General features: G+C 65.2%; 21 protein-coding genes and 1 tRNA gene. 13 read left to right on the top strand and 9 right to left on the bottom strand.

Translation table 11 applies throughout. From position 1 onward, the window contains the following. Positions 1-18: 18 nt before the first annotated feature. Positions 19-696: a TetR/AcrR family transcriptional regulator gene (locus CQ019_RS05295; RefSeq protein ID WP_105552093.1), complete on the bottom strand. Its 678-nt coding sequence runs from the start codon at positions 694-696 to the stop codon at positions 19-21. Between the two features lie 64 nt (positions 697-760). Here CQ019_RS05295 and CQ019_RS05290 point away from each other — a divergent pair, with 64 nt between their 5' ends. Genes CQ019_RS05290 through CQ019_RS05270 form a run of 5 tightly spaced genes read left to right on the top strand, consistent with a single transcriptional unit; the run spans position 761 to position 5,641 of the window. Then, the gene (locus CQ019_RS05290; protein ID WP_105569080.1) at positions 761-2,056 is read left to right on the top strand and encodes an acetyl-CoA C-acetyltransferase; all 1,296 of its coding nucleotides are present in this window, start codon (positions 761-763) and stop codon (positions 2,054-2,056) included. Then, positions 2,057-3,394, top strand: coding sequence for a 3-oxoacyl-ACP reductase (locus tag CQ019_RS05285; RefSeq protein ID WP_105569079.1), 1,338 nt, complete (start codon positions 2,057-2,059; stop codon positions 3,392-3,394). Beyond that, positions 3,395-4,249, top strand: a complete 855-nt coding sequence (locus tag CQ019_RS05280; protein WP_105552096.1) for a MaoC/PaaZ C-terminal domain-containing protein — start codon at positions 3,395-3,397, stop codon at positions 4,247-4,249. Positions 4,250-4,304: 55 nt separating this feature from the next. Then, positions 4,305-4,667, top strand: coding sequence for a metalloregulator ArsR/SmtB family transcription factor (locus tag CQ019_RS05275; RefSeq protein ID WP_105552097.1), 363 nt, complete (start codon positions 4,305-4,307; stop codon positions 4,665-4,667). Next, complete coding sequence (locus tag CQ019_RS05270; RefSeq protein ID WP_308727235.1) at positions 4,664-5,641, top strand: cation diffusion facilitator family transporter; 978 nt, start codon at positions 4,664-4,666, stop codon at positions 5,639-5,641. The genes CQ019_RS05275 and CQ019_RS05270 overlap by 4 nt, the downstream gene beginning before the upstream one ends. 5 nt (positions 5,642-5,646) lie before the next feature. On the opposite strand, the gene CQ019_RS05265 is transcribed toward CQ019_RS05270, so the two are convergent. After that, positions 5,647-6,834 (bottom strand): glycosyltransferase, encoded by a 1,188-nt coding sequence (locus CQ019_RS05265; RefSeq protein WP_105569078.1) that lies wholly within the window; start codon positions 6,832-6,834, stop codon positions 5,647-5,649. 426 nt (positions 6,835-7,260) lie between these two features. Further along, positions 7,261-7,458 carry a type II toxin-antitoxin system HicB family antitoxin gene (locus tag CQ019_RS18210; RefSeq protein ID WP_105719010.1) on the bottom strand — a complete coding sequence of 66 codons (198 nt, stop codon included), beginning with the start codon at positions 7,456-7,458 and terminating at the stop codon, positions 7,261-7,263. A 223-nt stretch (positions 7,459-7,681) separates the two neighbouring features. On the opposite strand from CQ019_RS18210, the gene CQ019_RS18445 reads away from it, so the two are divergent. Further along, entirely contained in the window at positions 7,682-7,846 is a 165-nt protein-coding gene (locus CQ019_RS18445) for a hypothetical protein (protein WP_181148250.1), read from the top strand. Between the two features lie 251 nt (positions 7,847-8,097). On the opposite strand, the gene CQ019_RS05255 is transcribed toward CQ019_RS18445, so the two are convergent. The 5 genes from CQ019_RS05255 to CQ019_RS05240 form a co-directional block, all read right to left on the bottom strand. Continuing rightward, on the bottom strand, positions 8,098-8,685 hold the full coding sequence (locus CQ019_RS05255; protein ID WP_181148249.1) for a Fic family protein: 588 nt from the start codon (positions 8,683-8,685) through the stop codon (positions 8,098-8,100). A 19-nt stretch (positions 8,686-8,704) separates the two neighbouring features. Then, positions 8,705-8,878 (bottom strand): antitoxin VbhA family protein, encoded by a 174-nt coding sequence (locus tag CQ019_RS18440; protein ID WP_176484109.1) that lies wholly within the window; start codon positions 8,876-8,878, stop codon positions 8,705-8,707. A gap of 208 nt (positions 8,879-9,086) precedes the next feature. Beyond that, positions 9,087-9,170, bottom strand: a tRNA-Leu gene (locus CQ019_RS05250). Positions 9,171-9,435: 265 nt separating this feature from the next. Beyond that, the gene (locus CQ019_RS05245; protein WP_105552101.1) at positions 9,436-10,098 is read right to left on the bottom strand and encodes an NADPH-dependent F420 reductase; all 663 of its coding nucleotides are present in this window, start codon (positions 10,096-10,098) and stop codon (positions 9,436-9,438) included. A 113-nt stretch (positions 10,099-10,211) separates the two neighbouring features. Further along, a complete protein-coding gene (locus tag CQ019_RS05240; protein WP_105552102.1) occupies positions 10,212-11,513 on the bottom strand; it encodes an Nramp family divalent metal transporter in 1,302 nt (433 codons plus the stop codon). A 263-nt stretch (positions 11,514-11,776) separates the two neighbouring features. On the opposite strand from CQ019_RS05240, the gene CQ019_RS05235 reads away from it, so the two are divergent. The 5 genes from CQ019_RS05235 to CQ019_RS05215 all read left to right on the top strand — a co-directional run bounded on the left by CQ019_RS05235 (position 11,777) and on the right by CQ019_RS05215 (position 17,371). Beyond that, positions 11,777-12,442, top strand: a complete 666-nt coding sequence (locus tag CQ019_RS05235) for a response regulator transcription factor (protein WP_105552482.1) — start codon at positions 11,777-11,779, stop codon at positions 12,440-12,442. Continuing rightward, positions 12,439-13,869, top strand: coding sequence for a HAMP domain-containing sensor histidine kinase (locus CQ019_RS05230; protein ID WP_105569077.1), 1,431 nt, complete (start codon positions 12,439-12,441; stop codon positions 13,867-13,869). Before CQ019_RS05235 ends, CQ019_RS05230 begins: the two co-directional genes overlap by 4 nt. Continuing rightward, positions 13,853-14,824, top strand: a complete 972-nt coding sequence (locus tag CQ019_RS05225) for a TAXI family TRAP transporter solute-binding subunit (protein WP_258133860.1) — start codon at positions 13,853-13,855, stop codon at positions 14,822-14,824. The genes CQ019_RS05230 and CQ019_RS05225 overlap by 17 nt, the downstream gene beginning before the upstream one ends. A 79-nt stretch (positions 14,825-14,903) precedes the next feature. Then, positions 14,904-16,220: a M20/M25/M40 family metallo-hydrolase gene (locus CQ019_RS05220; protein WP_096284405.1), complete on the top strand. Its 1,317-nt coding sequence runs from the start codon at positions 14,904-14,906 to the stop codon at positions 16,218-16,220. 11 nt (positions 16,221-16,231) lie between these two features. Further along, entirely contained in the window at positions 16,232-17,371 is a 1,140-nt protein-coding gene (locus tag CQ019_RS05215; RefSeq protein WP_105552104.1) for an acyl-CoA dehydrogenase family protein, read from the top strand. On the opposite strand, the gene CQ019_RS05210 is transcribed toward CQ019_RS05215, so the two are convergent. After that, entirely contained in the window at positions 17,360-17,602 is a 243-nt protein-coding gene (locus CQ019_RS05210; RefSeq protein ID WP_105552105.1) for a DUF5703 family protein, read from the bottom strand. The genes CQ019_RS05215 and CQ019_RS05210 overlap by 12 nt on opposite strands. Before the next feature lie 44 nt (positions 17,603-17,646). Between CQ019_RS05210 and CQ019_RS05205 the strand changes: the two genes are divergently transcribed. Further along, on the top strand, positions 17,647-17,865 hold the full coding sequence (locus tag CQ019_RS05205) for a hypothetical protein (protein WP_096284411.1): 219 nt from the start codon (positions 17,647-17,649) through the stop codon (positions 17,863-17,865). Positions 17,866-17,943: 78 nt separating this feature from the next. Next, entirely contained in the window at positions 17,944-18,768 is an 825-nt protein-coding gene (locus tag CQ019_RS05200; RefSeq protein WP_105569076.1) for an undecaprenyl-diphosphate phosphatase, read from the top strand. The last annotated feature ends 26 nt before the right edge of the window (positions 18,769-18,794 follow it).

Below are 18,794 nucleotides of genomic sequence, written 5' to 3'. Positions count from 1 at the left end.
AGTGGGGCCTTTCGAATGCTAGGAGCGGGAGTTGGTGGAGATGCCGTGGGTGAGCCAGCCGCTCAGCGCCTCGGCAAGTTCGTTCAGGCTCGGCTTGCCCGGCGCCTCGGGCTGGCGCAGCCAGAGTTCCCCGGCGGAGCGGATCATGCCCAGCGCCGCGCGCGGCCAGAGCGCCGTGGCGCTGGAGGGGGCGAGCGTGTGCGCGGCGAAGTGCGCGCTGAGCCGTTCGTTCATCAGCGAGGTGACCTCGTCGAAGAAGGCGTTCAGCGCCCCGGTGGAGCCGGTGGCCGCGCGATCCGGGGCGGTGAGCACATCCGGGGTCTGCGCGGTGACGAAGAAGTACAGGTTCGGGCTGCCCTTGGCCAGTTCCAAATAGGCGGTGACCATTGCGCGCAGCGCCCCGGCCTCGTCTCCCTCGGCGAGCCCGGCGGCGATGATGGAGTCGCGGAAGTCGGAGATGACCACGGCGCCCAGCGCCTGGCGCAGGCCCTCCTTGTCGCCGAAGTAGCGGTAGTACACCGGCTTGGAGGTTTTGGCGTGCGCCGCGATCTCCTCCATGGAGACCTGCGGGCCGAGCTTGTGCACCGCCTTACGGGCGAGCTTGAGCAGCTCCTCGTGGCGTTGGCTGCGGTGCGCCTGCCAGCGGGCCGAACGCCCGTCGGTAGCCGAGTCGATATCTGGGGTGATCTTGTTCACGTAACCCAGAGTATCATGTACTCTTGGTTACAGTAATACTTCTCACAACCCTAGGAGTTCCTTCATGGCCGACCAGCCAGTGCGCAATGCAGTCATCATCGGTGGCAACCGCATTCCCTTCGCCCGTTCGAACACCGCCTACGTCAACGTCTCGAACCAGGACATGTTCACCGCAGCACTGGAAGGCCTGGTGGCCCGCTTCGGCCTGCAGGGTGCGCGCCTGGGCGCCGTGGCCGGCGGCGCGGTGCTCAAGCACTCCAAGGACTTCAACCTGGTCCGCGAGTCGGTGCTCGGCAGCTCGCTGGACGCCGCCACCCCGGCCTACGACGTGCAGATGGCCTGCGCCACCGGCATGGAGGCCATCGGCTCGCTGGCCAACAAGATCAAGCTCGGCCAGCTCGACTCGGCCATCGGCGGCGGGGTGGACACCACCAGTGACGCGCCGATCGTCGTCTCCGAGGGGCTGCGCGCGGTGCTGCTGGAACTCTCCCGCGCGCGCAGCACCAAGGCCAAGCTCACCGCCCTGTCCAAGCTGCGCCCGGCGCATCTGGCCCCCTCGGCTCCGGGCACCGGCGAGCCGCGCACCGGGCTGTCCATGGGCGAGCACCAGGCGATCACCACCCACGCCTGGGGCGTCACCCGGGCGGAACAGGACGAGCTGGCGCTGGCCAGCCACCAGAATCTGGCCGCCGCCTACGAGCGCGGCTTCTTCGATGACCTGCTCACCGCGTTCAACGGCCTGGCCAGGGACAATAACCTGCGTCCCGACTCGAGCATGGAAAAGCTGGCCAAGCTCAAGCCGGCCTTCGGCAAAACCCTGGGCGAGGAAGCGACGATGACCGCGGCGAACTCCACCCCGCTGACCGACGGCGCCTCCGCGGTGCTGCTGGGCAGCGAAGAGTTCGCGGCGGACAACGACCTGCCGATGCTGGCGAACTTCGTGGACTTCGAGGCCGCCGCGGTGGACTTCGTGCACGGCGCCGAGGGGCTGCTGATGGCCCCGGCCTACGCCACCGCCCGGCTGCTGGAGCGCAATAACCTCACGCTGGGCGACTTCGACTTCGTCGAGATCCACGAGGCCTTCGCCGGCACCGTGCTCGCCACGCTGAAGGCCTGGGAATCGGCGGAGTTCTGCCGCGAAAAGCTCGGGCTGGATGCGCCGCTGGGCTCCATCGACCGGGCTAAGCTGAACGTCAACGGCTCCTCGCTGGCCGCCGGGCACCCGTTCGCCGCCACCGGCGGACGGCTGATCGCCAGCACCGCGAAAATGCTGCATGAAAAGGGTTCGGGGCGCGCACTGATTTCGGTGTGCGCCGCCGGCGGACAGGGCGTAGTGGCAATCTTGGAGGCACGAAGCTAAATGGCAGATAAGTACCTGGAACTAGTTAATAGCGGAATGACCAAGAAGCTGGCCAAGCTGCTCGGGCTGCCCCGTCCGCCGCGGCTGCGCCGCTACACCCCGGACACCGCGCTGCTGCCCGGCCCGGTGCTGGTGCTCGGCGCCTCCGCACGCGCCCAACAGCTGTGCGACACCCTGGTCTCCTGGGGGCTGGACGTACGCCGGCACGACGCGGGGCAGAGCAAGCTCGGCGGGATCGTGCTGCTGCTCGATGAGCTCACCGACCCCGAACAGCTCTCGGAGCTGATGCTGAGCACCGGCGCCGCGCTGCGCCAGCTGGTCCCCGGGGCGCGCCTGGTCTCCTTCTCCCGCCCCGCGCTGGCCGAGAATGCTCCCGCGGTCGCCGCGGTGCGCCAGGGCATCGATGGGGTCATCCGTTCGCTCGGACGCGAAATGCGCGCCGGGGCCACGGCCAACGGCATCGTGCTGGAAAACGAAACCCAGCTGGACAGCCCGAGCGCGCTGGGCGCCCTGCGCTTCTTCTTCTCCGGGCGCAGCGCCTATGTGCACGGCCAATTCTTGGGCGTGCGGACCGCGCAGGGCGAGCTTCCGGCAGATTTCCGCGCACCGCTGAGCGGCAAGGTCGCGGTGGTCACCGGCGCCGCCCGCGGCATCGGCGCGGACATCGCCCGCACGCTGGCCCGCGATGGGGCGCAGGTGGTGCTGGTGGATATGCCGGCCGCCGGGGATGCGCTGGCCAAGGTGGCCAACGAGGTCGGCGGCACCACCTTGCAACTGGATGTCACCTCCACGGACGCCGGGGCGCGGATCCTGGATCACGCCCTGTCCCGCCACGGCGGGCTGGATCTGGTGGTGCACAACGCCGGCATCACCCGGGACAAGCTGCTGGCGAATATGGACGCCGGGCGCTGGGACTCGGTGATCGCGGTGAACATCACCGCCCAGCTGCGCATGAACGAGGTCTTCCTCGCCGCGAAGCTGCCGGGTCTGCGCGTGGTCTCGCTGGCCTCCACCTCCGGGATCGCCGGCAACCGCGGGCAGACGAACTATGCGGCGAGCAAGGCCGGGGTGATCGGCATGGTGCGCGCCAGCGCGGGGCTGTTCGCCGAGCACGGCGGCTCGATCGCCGCGGTGGCCCCCGGGTTCATCGAAACCGAGATGACCGCGAAGATCCCGCTGGGCACCCGCACGGTGGCGCGCCTGGTGCTGCCCTCGCTGATGCAGGGCGGATTGCCGGTGGACGTGGCCGAGGCCATCGCCTTCCTCGGCTCCGACGCGGCGGCCGGGCTGAACGGTTCGACCTTGCGCGTCTGCGGCCAGTCGCTGGTGGGTGCCTAGATGGGCGCCGAGCTAGTCACCGAAATCCCGACTATGGCCGCGGTCTATGCCCGGGCGGTGAAAACCCTCACGCGCAAGCCGAAAAATCCGGTGCTGCCCGAGGTGACGCTGATCTTCCAAGGTGCCCGAGCGGATCAAGAAAAACTCACCGCCTACCGCCAGGCGGTGAGCGCGCCGGTCAACGGCAAGCTTCCGAGCCTGTATGTGCACTCGCTGGCCTTCCCGCTGGCGATGTCGCTGATGCTGCGCGGTGACTTCCCGCTGCCGCTGCTGGGCATGATCCACCTGGGCAACCAGGTCTCGGTCACCGAGCCGCTGGGCCAGGAGGAGGTCTTCGACGTCGAGGTGAATGCCGAGAACCTGGTGGCCCACGCCAAGGGGGCCTGCTGCGATCTGGTGGTGAAGATCGTGGTCGCCGGGGAAACCCGGCTCACGCTGCGCAGCACCTTTCTGGCCAAGGGCGTCAGGCTGGGCGGAGAAACTCCGGCTAAGGCCCATGAGCCCTTTGTGCCGCCGCAACGCACCGCCGCCTGGAAACTGGACGGCGGCACCGGACGGCGCTGGGCCGCGGTGGCGGGGGACTACAACCCGATTCACCTCAGCCCGCTGAGCGCCAAGGCCTTGGGCATGCCCGGGGCCATCGCGCACGGCATCTACCTGGCCGCCCGCGCGCTGGCGGCGATCGAGCCCGCCAGCGGGAACTACGAGTGGGAGATCGAATTCCATACTCCGGTGGTGCTGCCGGCCGTCGTGGACTTGGCCTTTGCGCCCAGCGCCACGGGGTTCGCGGTGCAGGGCTGGAATCCGCGCAGGGGCAAGCCGCACTTCGAGCTGCGGCTGACCCGCGAGGTCTAGCGCCCGCTGGCGGCGGGCCCTAGCCGGGAAAGGCCTGTAATGCCATAATGTGCGTATGAATGCAGATAAGAGAGTTTGTTCGCTGCAGGTCGACAGCCAGTATGTGGAACTCGCGGTAGAGGTCTTCTCCATGCTCGCAGACGCCACCCGGGTACGGATCATCCTGGCCCTGCGCGAAGGTGAAATGGCGGTGGGCGCGCTGGCCGGCATCGTGGGCAAATCCCCGGCTGCGGTCTCCCAGCATCTGGCCAAGATGCGGCTGGCCCGGATGGTTTCCACCCGCCAGGACGGCACCAAGGTGCTGTACCGGCTGGAGAACGAGCATGCCAGGAAGCTGGTGGCCGACGCGATCTACCAGGCCGAGCATGCCCTGGGCGGCGTGCCCGCGCACCACCGCGGCGAGCGAGCTACGCCGTGAACGCCACCGCTGACCACGTGCACACGCACCGCACCGGTTTCAAGGGGTGGCTGATCGAGCTGTTCATGCCGCATAGCCACGATGCCGCCGATTCCATCGACGACGCCATGGAGGCCAACCGGGAGGGCATCCGCGCGCTGAAGCTGAGCATGGTGATCCTGCTGGCCACCACGGTGCTGCAGGTGATCGTGGTGGTCTTCAGCGGGTCCGTGGCGCTGCTGGCCGACACCATCCACAACTTCTCCGATGCGCTGACCGCCGTGCCGCTGTGGATCGCGTTCATTCTGGGCCGCAAGGCGGCGGGCAAGCGCTATACCTACGGCTACGGGCGGGCCGAGGACCTGGCTGGGCTGTTCATCGTGCTGGTCATTGCGCTGTCCGCGGTGCTCGCCGCCTGGCATTCGATCGAGCGGCTGGTCAACCCGCAGCCGCTGCAGAACCTGTGGTGGGTGCTCGCCGCGGGGGTGATCGGCTTCGCCGGCAATGAGCTGGTGGCGGTCTACCGGATCCGGGTCGGGCAGAAGATCGGCTCGGCCGCGCTGGTGGCCGACGGGGTGCATGCGCGCACCGACGGCTTCACCTCCCTGGCCGTGGTCTTCGGCGCGGTGGGCGTGATGCTCGGCTTCCCGCTGGCCGATCCGGTCATCGGCCTGCTGATTTCCGCGGCGATCCTGGTGCTGCTCGCCGGGACGGTCAAAAGCATCGGCCGGCGGCTGATGGACGGCATCGAGCCCGAACTGGTTTCCCGCGCGCAGGCCGCGCTGGCAGGCGCTCCCGGGGTGCTCGAAGTCTCGCGGCTGCAATTGCGTTGGGTGGGGCACCGGCTGCAGGGCAGCTCAACGATCCTCGTCGCCGACGCGCCACTCTCGCAGATCCAAGGGATCACCGCCGAGGCCGAGCTCCGTTTAGCCGCGGCGCTGCCCAAGCTCGAGGACATGGTGATCACCGCGTCCACCGGCGAGCCGCGGAGCTGAACCGCTTAGGAACGGCATTGGCAGGACATGCGGTAGCTGGCCAGCGTGGACACCGCGGCCCGCTCCCAGGTGAATTCGCCCGAATGCTCCAGGGCCGCATGCCCGGCCCGGGTCACCCGCGCCGGATTGCGGGCCAGTTCGATCAGCTGCTGCGCCCACAGTTGTGCCGAGGGCTCGGGAATCAGCCAGCCCGAAACCCCATCGTCCACCGCGTAGCCCAATCCGCCGACCCGATTGGCCAGCACCGGAGTGCCGCAGGCCTGCGCCTCGGCGGCGACCAGCCCGAAGGTCTCCGAAAGCGATGGCACGGCGACCACATCGGCGTTGGCGAAAACCGCTGCCAGTTCGGCCGGCTGCAGCGGTCCGAAGAAGCTCAAGCGCTCGGTGATGCCTTCGCGGCGGCCCAGGGCCGGCAGGTCGTAGTCCCCGCCGCCGGAGAGCGCGCCGAAGAGCGAGGCGGTAATGCGCAGCTCGGGTGCGCTGCGCTGGGCAATGCCCAGCGCCTCGATGAGCAGGTGCGCCCCCTTGAGCCGCTGCATGCGCCCGGCGTAAACCAGATGCAGGTCATCCTCGCCCAGGGGGCGGGCAAGCTTGTCCTGCTCCGGGTGGAAAATGCGGTGGTCGACCCCCGGGAGCACCACGTCGAGCCGCTCGCGTTCGAGCTGGTAGAAGCGCTCGAGCTGGGCGGCCTCGACGGGGGTATTGGCGATCACCCGGTCGGCCTGGGCCAGCAATGCCCGCTCGGATTCCTTGCGCAGCTCCGGCTCGGGTAGTCCGGACTCGAACTCCTTGGCCGCCGCCGAGGTGTGCATGGTGAGCACCAGCGGCACCTGCCAGGCTGCGGCAAGCTGCCGCCCGACCAGGCCCGAAAGCCAATAGTGCGCGTGCACGATGTCGATCTTCAGCTCGCTCAAATGAGCGGCGATCCGCTCGGCGGCCGCATCGATGATACCCGGCAGTTCGTCCTTGCTCAGCACCTGGCCGGCGGCGACCTGCACCTGATGCATCCACACGCCCGGGGTTACTTCGGCGCTGCTGCTTGGCTCGGCGGTGCGGGTGAGCATATGCACCTCGTGCCCCAGCGCACCGAGGGCATAGGAGAGATTCTGGATGTAGACGTTCATGCCTCCGGCGTCTCCGGACCCGGGCTGCTGCATGGGGGAGGTGTGCAGGGAGAGCATGGCGATGCGCATGAAAAGAGGCTCCAGCCGGATCGGGGATAAGACCGTAGGACAAATGAGGGTCGAGTCGATATTACCAATAGCCGCGATGGGTTGGTTCGGCCTGGCTCGGCGTGCAGCGGATTGGTGGACGGGCAGGCGGTGCAACCAGAACGCCCACGCGTATAAGGCTGCTACCGGTCGACTAGATAATGAAGGGCGATGAGCCGATTCCAGCAACTTTTCGCTCAACTGCGTGCCCACCTAGCGAGTTCTGGAGAGTTAACCTTGGATTCGGTCAGCATTCAAGGGTCGGTATGTCCGGTCAAATGAAACGAATGCCCCGTACGAATTCGATCGCGATATCGAAGCGCTGATGGTTTAGGCAGCGCCGGGCATGCCATAGCAACTGGGCTGGCCGTGCAAAGGATGGTGCAAACTTCGGGCCCAACGTGGAAGCTAGTCGCCGTCGTCCAATTCGATAACACTTGCCACGGTCACGCTCGCAATGTCGACGCCGGTCAGGTCGGCCACCACCGAACGTGCCATATACGGCACTTCCTCCCAGGTTTTTGCCTGAGTCAAAGCGCCTTCAACGTCGGGAACGCTGACCGCATAAATGTCGTCGGCGTGTACGTACCGAACTTCAATCTCCATGACCAAAGTATGACCCTAGCGGGCAGGTGAAACAAGGACGGATTGGCCAAATGAGCGCGGTGAATTTTTAGGGTTTGCAACTGAACTATTGCAGCGCGATTGGAGCCATCCTGCCGCATTGGTTTCAGTGGAAAATGAAAACTCTCGTGAACCAAATGTAACAAGGCTTTTTGTGCTGAACCGGAATGTTTGGGACCAGCCGCGATTGTTGAAGTGGACGTCCGTGGCATTTATGCAGCTACTTCCGAAACGTGAACGCGACGCTGCCGGCTATTTCCCGCACCGAGCCCATGACCACGCAGACGAACTGAACCTTATCGTTGAATCGAACGTGCCGGGAGTCCGCAAAAAGTTATTCGAGGGCTACCTGGACTTCCTAGACGCCTAGCAGGGTTTCCCATACTTGCACCATGGCTAAAACAACTTACACGACGGTCACGGACGTTGCGGTGCTCGGAGTAGATCAGTGGTCGCCCTCCCGAGGAGTCAGCGAAGTCATGCAAGACCTACTTGGACAGCTGGCAACCGCTAGCTCACCTGATCCTACGCATCGACGGGCAGACCGAAGGCGGGGACTCAGGGCCAATGAAAGTAGCAGATGCGGTAAATAAATCACCGTGCAACGGTACGTGGAACAATTCAGGTTCTTAAAACCGGGGGTACGGCCGTGACACATTTATCCAGAGCCCGACGCAAAGGCTCTAGATTCAGATCTTCCCTTGCGATTCTACTTGTCTCGTTCAATTCGTTACCTTGTATAGGCTGCCAAACCAAATACCAACCGGCGGAAAACGCTATTCTCGACCAGTAAGTTCGTTGCACTCTGCCATTTCCTTCACGGAACGGGTGAATGTGGTTGAGCTCGTCGTAGAATTTCGCAAGTGAATCAATGAATTCTTCTTTCTCCAAGTCTTTGAGATGGTTGCGATTCGCCAGCTCGGACATGACATTGTCGATAAGAAAGGGAATGTGAGAACTGGGCGCAAAAAATTGCCCTGAACCCCGCCGCATATTGATGGTACGGTACTCGCCGGCCCAATCGTAAACATCTTGAAATAGATGCCTGTGGAGGCCTCTTATTTCCCAGGCATCTCGAGTTGGTTCCACTAGTTCATGGTCGCGAAGTTGAACGACACGTGCGTGGAATAGGTCGGCTTCAGCCTTAGCGAGCGCTTGATACGAGTCGGCCCCGACTAAGTTCCTCAGAACTCCATCGGGGCTGGTCAAATATGGATCCTCGATACTACTACTTGAGGCCATATCGTTCCCGGGTAATCCTCACTAGCTCATCTGCAGTGATATCACCCGCAACGTAATTTTTTGATTCTTCAGCATATTCCGAGCTGACGGTTAAACCTTCAAGGTATACGCTGTGAGTGGCTTCTTCCACCCAACCAGATCGCATTTCAAGTGTAGACATGTGCGCTCCTGCAAGTGTTGGTGTCTACTATTCTACCGGCGCCGGGATGCTAATCCAACTAAGACGAGCGGGTTTTCGCCTGAATAACTGAGCCGGAGCTGAGATGAATCCTCGGTGATCGCCTAGTTGGGACTTAACCCTCAGATTGCCGACGGTAGTAGTTATAAAAAATCCCCGGTTGACCGAAGTCAACCGGGGATTTCACCTGTGCGCGAAAGGGGACTTGAACCCCTACCCCCTTGCGAGGACTAGCACCTCAAGCTAGCGCGTCTACCTATTCCGCCACCCGCGCAGGTTATGCGTTGTCTGCGTTGTTATCGCTGGCAACGAAGTAAAACTTTACCACCGTCCGGCGGCGTTTGCCAATCGGGCAGGATTGGCCACCAGGGCTCCAAAATCCGCGGAATCATGCGGGAAACTCGGGTTTGATCAGTAGTTTCGCATTAATTTTCACCGAATCAGTGTTGAGCGTCACAGCAAAACGGCCGATTTCTGGGCTCTGGCGAAGGTTTGCGCCACCCTGTCGCCGTGGTCCAGTTTGTTCTGCCGGATGCGGCTTAGGCCTGCACGATCTCCCGTAGCTGCTCGGCGCCAAGTACCTGATTGAAGATCTCGCCCTCCGGTTCCATCCAGCGGCCGGCGGCAAGATCGGCCAGGCGAACGGGCTCGTAGCCCAGCGCGCTGATCAAAGCCGCGGCGAGCCCGGCGCCTTCGGGATCATCGGTGGCGATCGCGAGCGCGCGTCGTTGTTCGGTCTTTGCCGCTCCGTCGGAGTCCAAATCCCAGTGGCTGATGTGGTTCAGCGCCTTGACGACCCGGGACTCCGGGAAATGCGCGGCGATGGCCTCGGAACTGGATAGCCCGGCCCGCAGGCTGAGTTCGAGCCAGTCGGGCAAGGGCTCGTCCTGCCAGCGGTTTGTCGCATCCAGCAGCACCAGATCCGCCAGGCTGTCCTGCGCCACCTCGTCCAGGTCCTCCTGGGGGACCATGAGGACGACGAGGTCGACGCCCGCACCGATGTCTTGGGCCGGCACCGCCTGGGCCTGCGGAGCATACTGGGCCAGATGGTATTTCATCTGGCCCACGGGCCGTGAGGAGGCGATGTTCACCGCGATGCCGGCCGACGCGGCCGCACGAGCCAAGGCGGTGCCCGCCCGGCCGGCACCCAGGATGCCAATGCGTTCAATTTCTGCCACCGCTGGGTGTGGACTCTGGCCCATATGGATCCTCCTAGCTTCGTACTTGAAGCCTAACCGCAGTTGCCGGGTTGGCGCATGAAAAAGGCCACCGGCCCGAGTATGGAACTCGGGCCGGTGGCCTAGATGGAGATTGGCTAACCGCCGAAGAGCGGAGCGATGTTCTTCCAGAGCTGCTGGAGGCCCAGCGAGATGAACAGCAGCGCGGTAATGCCCAGCGCCGTGTTGGTGTGCCAGCGGTTCGCCCATCCCTTGGGGATGCGCTTGCCGTTGAGCAGGCCCAGCAGGGTGATCGCCAGGAACGGCATGAACAGCGAGCCGAGCACGCCGTAGGCGAGAATCAGCGCGATGGGCTTGTCCAAAAGGAACAGCACCATTGGCGGGAAGGTCAGCCAGAGGACGTAGAACTTGAAGTACTTGCCGCCGGTCAGCGTGTCCTTGTGGCCGGCGGGCTTCTTGCGCATGTGGCCCCAGAAGTCGGCGAACATCAACGATACGCCGTTCCACACGCCAATGATCGAGGAGAACGAGGCGGCCCAGAAGCCCACCAGGAATCCGGTGCCGACGAACGTTCCGTAGCGCTCGTTCAGCACCTCGCCCAGGTCCAGCAGGCCGCGGTCGCCAGCGGAGATCGATACCCCGGCCGAGCGAACGACCTCGGCGCCGACCACGAGCATGGCGAGCACGAAGATGCCGGTCATCACGTAGGCCATCGAGTTGTCGATGCGCATCACGCGCATCCACTTCGGGGTGTTCCAGCCCTTTTCACGCAGCCAGTAGCCATAGGCGGCCAGGGTGATGGTGCCGCCGACGCCGCCGGCCAGAGCCAGGGTGTAGACCACGCCGCCGGACGGGATCATCGGCACCAGGCCCTTGAGCATTTCCGGCACGTTCGGCACGGCGATGATCGCCAAGCCGACGACGGTGACGAACATGATGCCCACGAGGACCGCGGTGACCTTCTCGAAGAAGGAGTAGCGGCCGAACCAGACCATGGCGAAGCCGGCAAGGCCCATCAGCACGGCCCATATCTTGAGGTCCACTGCGGGGAAGAGGGCCGCCAGCGGCATCGCCGCCGAGCTCATCGCGGTGGCGCCGTAAACGAAGCCCCAGAGGATGATGTAGGGACCGAAGTACCAGGTGGTCCAGCGGCCCAGGGACTTCCAGCCCTCGAAGATCGTCCGGCCGGTGGCCAGCGTGTAGCGTCCGGCGCCTTCGACCAGAACGATCTTCAGGATGACGCCCAGGATCACCGCCCACAGCAGGGCGTAGCCGTACTGGCTGCCGGCCACCAGGGTCGCGACCATATCGGCGGCGCCCACACCGGTTGCCGCGACAACCAGTCCGGGGCCGACAATCTTCCATTTTGGTGCTCTGCCGCCGTCGTGGTCGGCGTGCACCGGCGCGCTCTCGGCGCCCGGTTGATGCTGTTCGGCCATGAATGAAGTCCTTAAAGTTTTTGCTCGTATCCGGTGCGAGTACCGGGATGCCTCGGACCAGCGGGTGTGAGCAAGAATCGACGTTGATCTTCATCACTGCCACTAGAGAGACAGATCTAATGTATGGGTGATGCGCGACATAACCAAGGCGTGCGCCAACTCTTAAGTGAATCTTAGGAAAGCAGCGGGCCGGCAAGCCGCCGAAACCAGCTGATAAAGTGCTTCACAGTGCGTGGTGCACCAAGATTTGAAAGGACGTGGCCTTGCAGCTGCTCATCGTCGAGGATGACGACGCCGTCTCCACGGCCCTTGCCGACGCCGTCGCAGCTGCCGGGCACACCGCCGAATGCGTCACCCGCGGGGAGGACGCGTTGCTGCGGCACCGCGAGGCGGACATGATCCTGCTGGACCTCGGCCTGCCGGATATGGATGGGCTGGAGGTGCTGCGCAAGCTGCGCCTGGTGACCACCACCCCGGTGGTGATCCTCAGCGCCCGCAACGACGAACGCAGCGTGGTGCGCGGGTTGCGCCAAGGCGCCGACGACTATCTGGTCAAGCCGATCGGGTTGACGGTGCTGCTCGCGCGCATCGAGGCGGTGGCCCGCCGGTCGCGGATGAGCTCACCGGTCAGCGCCCTGCTGCAGGTAGGGGAGCTGGGCATCGACCTGGACAAACGCGAGGCCCGGTTGGGGGCGCGGGCGCTGAACCTGACCGCCAAGGAATTCGACCTGCTCGCGCTGCTGGCCAAGCATGCCGGCTCGGTGGTCACCCGGGAGCAGATCCTTGATGCCCTCTGGGGAGATGCCTTCGTAGCCGTTTCCCGCTCGCTGGACGTGCACCTGACCGGATTGCGCGCCAAGCTCGAGCGTCCCGGAATGATCATCAACGTCCGCGGTGTCGGCTACCGCCTCGAGGCAAACCTCCAATGAGATTGCGCGTCATCGCCATTCTGGGATCGCTGCTGGCCCTGCTGGTCGTGATCGTCTCCGCGGTGCTGATGCAGAGCGCGAGCGTGGATGCGGCCCAGGAGCTGCGGCTGAGCCGCGAAGCGTCGCTGAATAGATTCATCCAGTTGGGCGCCCAGGCCGAAGCCGAGGCCGAGCACGGCAAGCTGCAGCTGGAAATGGACACCTATTCCAAGCTCTATGACGAGGCTCTGCTGGTGCGCCTGGGCACCGAAACGCTGACCTCCGGCCAGCTCGATCCCACCAGGCCGGAGGTGGCGCGGGCCTTGGAGAATACCGAGCTGAACCTCGCGCATACCGACATCCCCGCGATCAACCCCTTCGCCACCGGCAATGCGCTGATCGCGCGCCCTTTCGGCAATTCCACCCAGGTGCTCGGCTCGGCGCTGCTGGAAGTCAACCTCGACATCTCCCGCCGGTTGGTGCTGCAGCGATGGATCTGGGTGGTGCTGTTGAGCATCGCGGCCGGGGCGGGGCTGCTGCTGCTCGCGGACCGGGTCACCGCCTGGGTGCTCAAGCCGATCCACCGGCTCAATGAAGCGACCAAGGAACTGGCCAAGACGAAGACCTCGACCCCCTTGGAAGCCGCCGGGCCTCCGGAGCTGCGCGAATTGGCGCATTCCTTCAGCAAGATGTCCGATGCGATGACCGCGAGCCTGGCCCAGCAGCGGGAGCTGATTGCCGAAACCTCGCACCAGCTGCGCAATCCCGTGGCGGCGCTGCGCCTGCGGGTGGATCTGCTGAAGCTGCGCCTCCCAGCGGCTGCGGATCCGCAGGCGGTGCAGGCCGTGGAGAAGGAACTGCACCGGGTGGAGTCGCTGCTGGACGCGGTGCTCCGGCTGGCCAGCGCGGATCATCGGCTCTCCGAGCAGGCGGCGGACCGCACCCCGGCTGCCCGCACGGCGGAGGTCGAAACGGTCAAGGTGCGCGAACTGCTGATCGAGGAAATCGAGCGGCAGTCTTCGGCGGCCCGGCAAAGCGGCACCGAGCTGCTGCTGGAATCCGGGAACGAACCGGAGGTCCTGCTGGCCTGCAACGAGTTCGAGCTGCAGCAGATGCTCGCCGAACTCTATGAGAACTGCCTGAAATATGCCGCCGGGACGCCGATCGAAACCACCCTGCGGGCCACGCCTGAACTCGTCGAGATCAGCATCCGCGACCACGGCCCCGGGCTGAGCGAAGCACAGCTAGCGCAGGTGTCCGAGCGGTTCTGGCGCGCGGACCCGGCCGGGGCGACCCCCGGCACCGGGTTGGGCATGGCGATCGTGGAGCGCCTGGCCCGCGCCAACGCCGGAGAGCTGCGCATCGCGGCGGCCGAAGGCGGAGGGCTGTGCTTCAGCCTGCTGATGCCACGCGGCCAGGCGCCGAGCGGGGGTGGCCAAGCTGGCTGAGCACCGGAACCCGAGCCGGCGCAGCGTGCTGCGCTGGGCCGGGCTGGGCGCCCTGGGCCTGCCGGCGCTGGCCTCCTGCACCAGGGGCGCGCTGATCGAGCGGCTGGATGTGGCCGGCGGCGAAAGCGGGGGCATGTACTTTGAATTCGCCAACCTGCTCGCCGCGGCCCTGGTCCGCTACGGCATCGCCGCGCACTCGGAAGCCCTGGTGACCGAGGCGAGCGTCGAAAACCTCGAGCTGCTGGAGAACGGGAAGGCCGGGCTCTCGCTGGCGCTGGCGGACACCGTGGCCCAGCACGAGCGCTCCGCGGATTCCTCGCTGGTCGCGCTGGGCCGGGTCTACCAGAACTACTACCACTGCATCGTGCGCCGCGGGAGCCGGATCCGCTCGCTGGCGGACCTCTCCGGCCAGCGGCTGGGCACCGGGGCGCCGGGGTCGGGCACCTGGGTGACCGGGCAGCGCATCCTGTCCGCCGCCGGGCTGGACGAGGAGGGAACCCAGCCCAGAGAACGCCAACTGGGCTATGTGGCCGGACTGCAGGCCCTGGAAGCAGGGGAGATCGATGCGCTCCTGCTTTTCGGCGGCATCCCGGTCAGCTCCATCACGGCGTTGGGGCGGACTATGCAGCTCCGGCTGATCGATCTGGCGGGGGTGCTGCCGGCCTTGCGCGCGGAGCATCCGCGGCTCTACGAGCATGTGATCATCCCGCGTCATACCTATCCGGGGGTGGCCGAGGTGGACACCGTGGGAGTGGCGAACCTGCTGATGGCCAACGCCGCGCTGCCGGCCCCGGTGGCGGCGGGAATCGTGGAGCTCTTGGTGGACCATGCGCGCGAACTGATCCCGCGCAATAGCGCCGGCATCCAATACCTCACCCCCGATACGCTGATCTCCACCGGCGGGCAGCGGCTGCATCCGGCGGCCGCAACCACCTACCGCAGGCTCCATGGCTAGCGCGGCCAACGCGCCATGGGCCGTGGGGAACTAGGGTGGATAGCAACCGAGGCCGCCACCGCGAACAGAGGATCCAAAGATGCCGAGCACGCACGCCTATGAGCTCATGCAAGAAGAAGTGGTGCAGATCTGCCGCAAGCTGATCAGCATCGACACCACCAACTTCGGCGAGAACAACAGCCGCGGCGAACGCGAGGCCGCCGACTACATCGCGGGGCTGTTCGCCGAGGTCGGCCTGGCCTCGACAATCCACGAATCCGCGCCGGGACGCGCGAACCTGATCGCCAGGATCCCCGGCAGCGACCCGAGCCTGCCGGCGCTGGTGGTGCATGGGCACCTGGACGTGGTCCCGGCGATCGCCGCGGACTGGTCCGTGGACCCCTTCGGCGCCGAGCTCATCGACGGCATGATCTGGGGCCGCGGGGCGGTGGACATGAAGGGCATGGACGCGATGATCGTCGCGGTGATCCGGCGGCTGATGCGCGAGCGGATCAGCCCGCGCCGGGATCTGGTCATCGCCTTCTTCGCCGACGAGGAGGCCGGCAGCGACTGGGGCTCGATGTGGATGGTGGAGCAGCATCCGGAGGTCTTCGCCGGGGCCGGGGAAGCGATCAGCGAGGTCGGCGGATTCTCCACCGAGATCGCCGGGCAACGCGCCTACCTGGTGCAAACCGCGGAGAAGGGCATCGCCTGGATCAAGCTCGCCGCGCACGGGGTGGCCGGACACGGCTCGCAGCTCAATCCGCGCAACGCGGTGACGGCCCTGGCCGCCGCGGTGGCCCGGATCGGCGAATACCAGTGGCCACTGTCCTACACGAAAACCACCCGCGCGCTCTTCGAGGAGCTGGCGGTCATCTGCGGCACCGAATTCGACGAAGCGAACCCCGCACCGCTGCTGCAGGCCTTGGGGGATACCAGCCGCTTCGTCGGCGCCACCCTGCAGAACACCTCAAACCCCTCGGTGCTCAAGGCCGGCTACAAGCACAATGTGCTGCCCGGCTATGCCGAGGCGCTGATCGATTGCCGCACCCTGCCCATGGAGCACGAATCCACCATCGAGAAACTGCGCGAGCTGGCCGGCGAGCACGTGGAGCTCACGCTGCTCCAAGACCAGCAGTCGCTGGAGGTGCCCTTTGGCGGCGAGCTGGTGGATTCGATGGTGCAGGCGCTGGTGGCCGAGGACCCCGAGGCGGTGGTCCTGCCCTACATGCTCTCCGGCGGCACCGACAATAAGGCGCTGGCGAAGCTGGGGATCACCGGCTACGGTTTTGCCCCCTTGCAGCTGCCCAAGGATCTTGATTTCACCGGAATGTTCCACGGAGTTGACGAGCGGGTGCCGATCTCGGCGCTGCAGTTCGGAACCCGCGTCCTTGACCGACTATTGCGCAACTACTAGGAGTAGCCAACGTGCCTATCGAACAAATCCTCAGCGATGAGCTGCTGTCCCGCTTCCGCGAACGCGCCGGCGGCTATGATGCCGCCAATGCCTTTGCCACGGAGGACTTCGAGGAATTAGCGGCCCTGGGCTATCTCAAGGCCCTGGTGCCCGAATCCTCCGGCGGTTTGGGCTGGAGCTTCGAGCAGCTGGTGCTGGCCCAACGCCGGCTGGCCACCGCCGCGCCGGGCACCGCCCTGGCGATCAATATGCACCAGGTCTGGGCCGGCGTCGCCTATCTGCTCGCCGCCCGGGGGGACGCGCGCCTTCAGATGGTCACCGAGTGGATCGCCGCCGGGGAGATAATGGCCTTCGGGATCTCCGAACCCGGAAACGACTCGGTGCTCTTCGATTCGAACACCGCGGCGAGAACCCTGGCCGATGGGTCCGTCAGCTTCACCGGCACGAAGATCTTCACCTCGCTGTCCCCGGCTTTCACCCGGCTTGGCGTATTCGGCAAGGACGAGGCCAGCGGGGAACTGGTGCACGGGTTCGTCCCCCGCGGCGCCGGGGTCCGCTCGCTGGAGGACTGGGATACCTTGGGCATGCGCGCCAGCCAGTCGCACACCACCAAATTGGAAGGCGCGGTGGCCCCGGCCAGCTGGGTGCACACCCGGCTCGAGGTGGGACCGAACGCAGACCCGCTGGTCTTCGGAATCTTCGCCTCGTTCCTCACGCTCACCGCGAGCGTATATGTCGGGATCGCCGAACGCGCCGTGGAGCTTTCGCAGGCGGCGCTGCGCAAACGCACGCACCAGGACGGGGGCAGCTACACCCAGGACGTGCGCGCCAGGGGAGTGCTGGCCCAAGCCGGAATGCGCCTGCTCAGCCTGGACGCCCTGCAGCGCACCGTCGCCGCGGATCTAGAAGGACAGATAGATCACGGGCCGGGCTGGTTCCCGCGCCTGGTCACGCTGCGCACCCTCGCCGGGCAGAGCGCACGCGACAACGTCGAGGCCGCCGGCCAGCTGCTCGGCGGCGGCGGATATTTCCGCGGCAGCGAATTCGAGCGGCTCTACCGCGACGTGCAAGCCAGCTGGTATCACCCATCCAATGCCGCCTCGGCGGAGAATACCGTGGCCAGCTGGCTGGTGGGTCCCCTAGAGCCCTGAGCGATCCAAGGTGCTGACCACCCGGATCACCTTGCGGCGCAGCCAATATTTGCTCGCGCCGCCCTCGTAGCGCAAGGTGCGCATCAGCTCCCATTTGCCGTTATCCGAATGCTCGCGCAAGGCAGCCCGCGCCACCTGCTTGGATTCTGCAGGGAACGCGGTGATCACCAGATACTCGTAACGGTCGTCATTATCCAAGTGCCGCGGAGCCTTGATTAATTCCTGAAGCATTACACCCCTATCGAAAGAATGATTTCGGTTGTAGCGTGTGACTCATGAGCACCGAACCGAGCTACGCCCTGCAACTGCTGATCTCACGCCTCGAGCAGCACCTGACGGTAGTTTCCCAGAGCCGCGGGTCGGCCGACGCCGCGGTCGATGCCGCCTTCGGCTCGCTCGCCGAAGCGTTCGAGAGCTATGAGGATGCACTCTACGAGCAATATTCCGAACTTCTTCCGTTCACCATACCTACGGATGACGACGATGACGAGTGAGTACGGCCACGGTTTGAATTTCCTTGCGAAAGCCGTGTAATCACCGATAAGCCCCTCGAAATGACGTAGTGTCAAGGGGTGAATTGGTTTGAAGCAGCTTTCCTCGGATTAATCCAGGGCCTGACAGAGTTCTTGCCCATCTCCTCATCGGCCCACTTGCGCATCGTGGGCGAGCTCTTGCCCAACGCGCAAGATCCCGGTGCGGCCTTTACCGCGATCACCCAATTGGGGACCGAAACCGCGGTGGTCGTCTTCTTCTGGCGTGACATCGTGCGGATTATCGGCGCCTGGTTCCGGGCGATCACCGGCAAGATCCCGCACTCTGACCCGGACGCCAAAATGGGTTGGCTGATTATCGTCGGTTCCCTGCCGATCGCCATCCTGGGGCTCCTGCTCGAAGACTATATCGACTCGAACTTCCGTTCGCTGTGGATCGTGGCGACCATGCTGGTGCTCTTCGGCCTGTTCCTGGCCATCGCCGACCACTACGGCAAGCAGGAACGCACGCTGGATAAGCTCACCGTCAAGCACGGCGTGTTCTACGGACTAGCCCAGGCGATGGCGCTGATCCCCGGCGTGTCGCGCTCCGGCGGCACGATCACCGCCGGGTTGCTCATGGGCTATACCCGTGAAGCCGCCGCCCGCTATTCCTTCCTGCTGGCCATCCCCGCGGTATACGCCTCCGGGCTGTACAAGCTGGCCAAATCCTTCTCCGAGCCCGGGGTCTACTCGCTGGCGCAGACCGGGCTGGCCACCGCGATCGCCTTCGTCGTCGGCTTCTTGATCGTGGGCTGGTTCCTGAAGTACGTCTCCACCCACTCCTACCGGCTCTTCGTCTGGTACCGGATCCTGCTGGGCCTGGGATTGTTCGTATTCCTTAGCCTCGGAATGATCAGCGCCTAAAACTCTTTGCCGGCGCGGGAATAAAC

The organism is Arthrobacter sp. MYb229 (assembly GCF_002975405.1).
Taxonomy (GTDB): Bacteria; Actinomycetota; Actinomycetes; order Actinomycetales; family Micrococcaceae; genus Glutamicibacter.
This window is presented reverse-complemented; position numbering and strand designations above follow the sequence as displayed.

Excerpts from the sequence above, each read along its gene's own strand:
- CQ019_RS05280 (WP_105552096.1), top strand. The coding sequence starts at position 3,395 with ATGGGCGCCGAGCTAGTCACCGAAATCCCGACTATGGCCGCGGTCTAT.
- CQ019_RS05230 (WP_105569077.1), top strand. The coding sequence starts at position 12,439 with ATGAGATTGCGCGTCATCGCCATTCTGGGATCGCTGCTGGCCCTGCTG.
- CQ019_RS05220 (WP_096284405.1), top strand. The coding sequence starts at position 14,904 with ATGCCGAGCACGCACGCCTATGAGCTCATGCAAGAAGAAGTGGTGCAG.
- CQ019_RS18210 (WP_105719010.1), bottom strand. The coding sequence starts at position 7,458 with ATGGAGATTGAAGTTCGGTACGTACACGCCGACGACATTTATGCGGTC.
- CQ019_RS18440 (WP_176484109.1), bottom strand. The coding sequence starts at position 8,878 with ATGTCTACACTTGAAATGCGATCTGGTTGGGTGGAAGAAGCCACTCAC.
- CQ019_RS05265 (WP_105569078.1), bottom strand. The coding sequence starts at position 6,834 with ATGCGCATCGCCATGCTCTCCCTGCACACCTCCCCCATGCAGCAGCCC.
- CQ019_RS05205 (WP_096284411.1), top strand. The coding sequence starts at position 17,647 with ATGAGCACCGAACCGAGCTACGCCCTGCAACTGCTGATCTCACGCCTC.
- CQ019_RS05275 (WP_105552097.1), top strand. The coding sequence starts at position 4,305 with ATGAATGCAGATAAGAGAGTTTGTTCGCTGCAGGTCGACAGCCAGTAT.
- CQ019_RS05240 (WP_105552102.1), bottom strand. The coding sequence starts at position 11,513 with ATGGCCGAACAGCATCAACCGGGCGCCGAGAGCGCGCCGGTGCACGCC.
- CQ019_RS05210 (WP_105552105.1), bottom strand. The coding sequence starts at position 17,602 with ATGCTTCAGGAATTAATCAAGGCTCCGCGGCACTTGGATAATGACGAC.
- CQ019_RS05285 (WP_105569079.1), top strand. The coding sequence starts at position 2,057 with ATGGCAGATAAGTACCTGGAACTAGTTAATAGCGGAATGACCAAGAAG.
- CQ019_RS05290 (WP_105569080.1), top strand. The coding sequence starts at position 761 with ATGGCCGACCAGCCAGTGCGCAATGCAGTCATCATCGGTGGCAACCGC.
- CQ019_RS05245 (WP_105552101.1), bottom strand. The coding sequence starts at position 10,098 with ATGGGCCAGAGTCCACACCCAGCGGTGGCAGAAATTGAACGCATTGGC.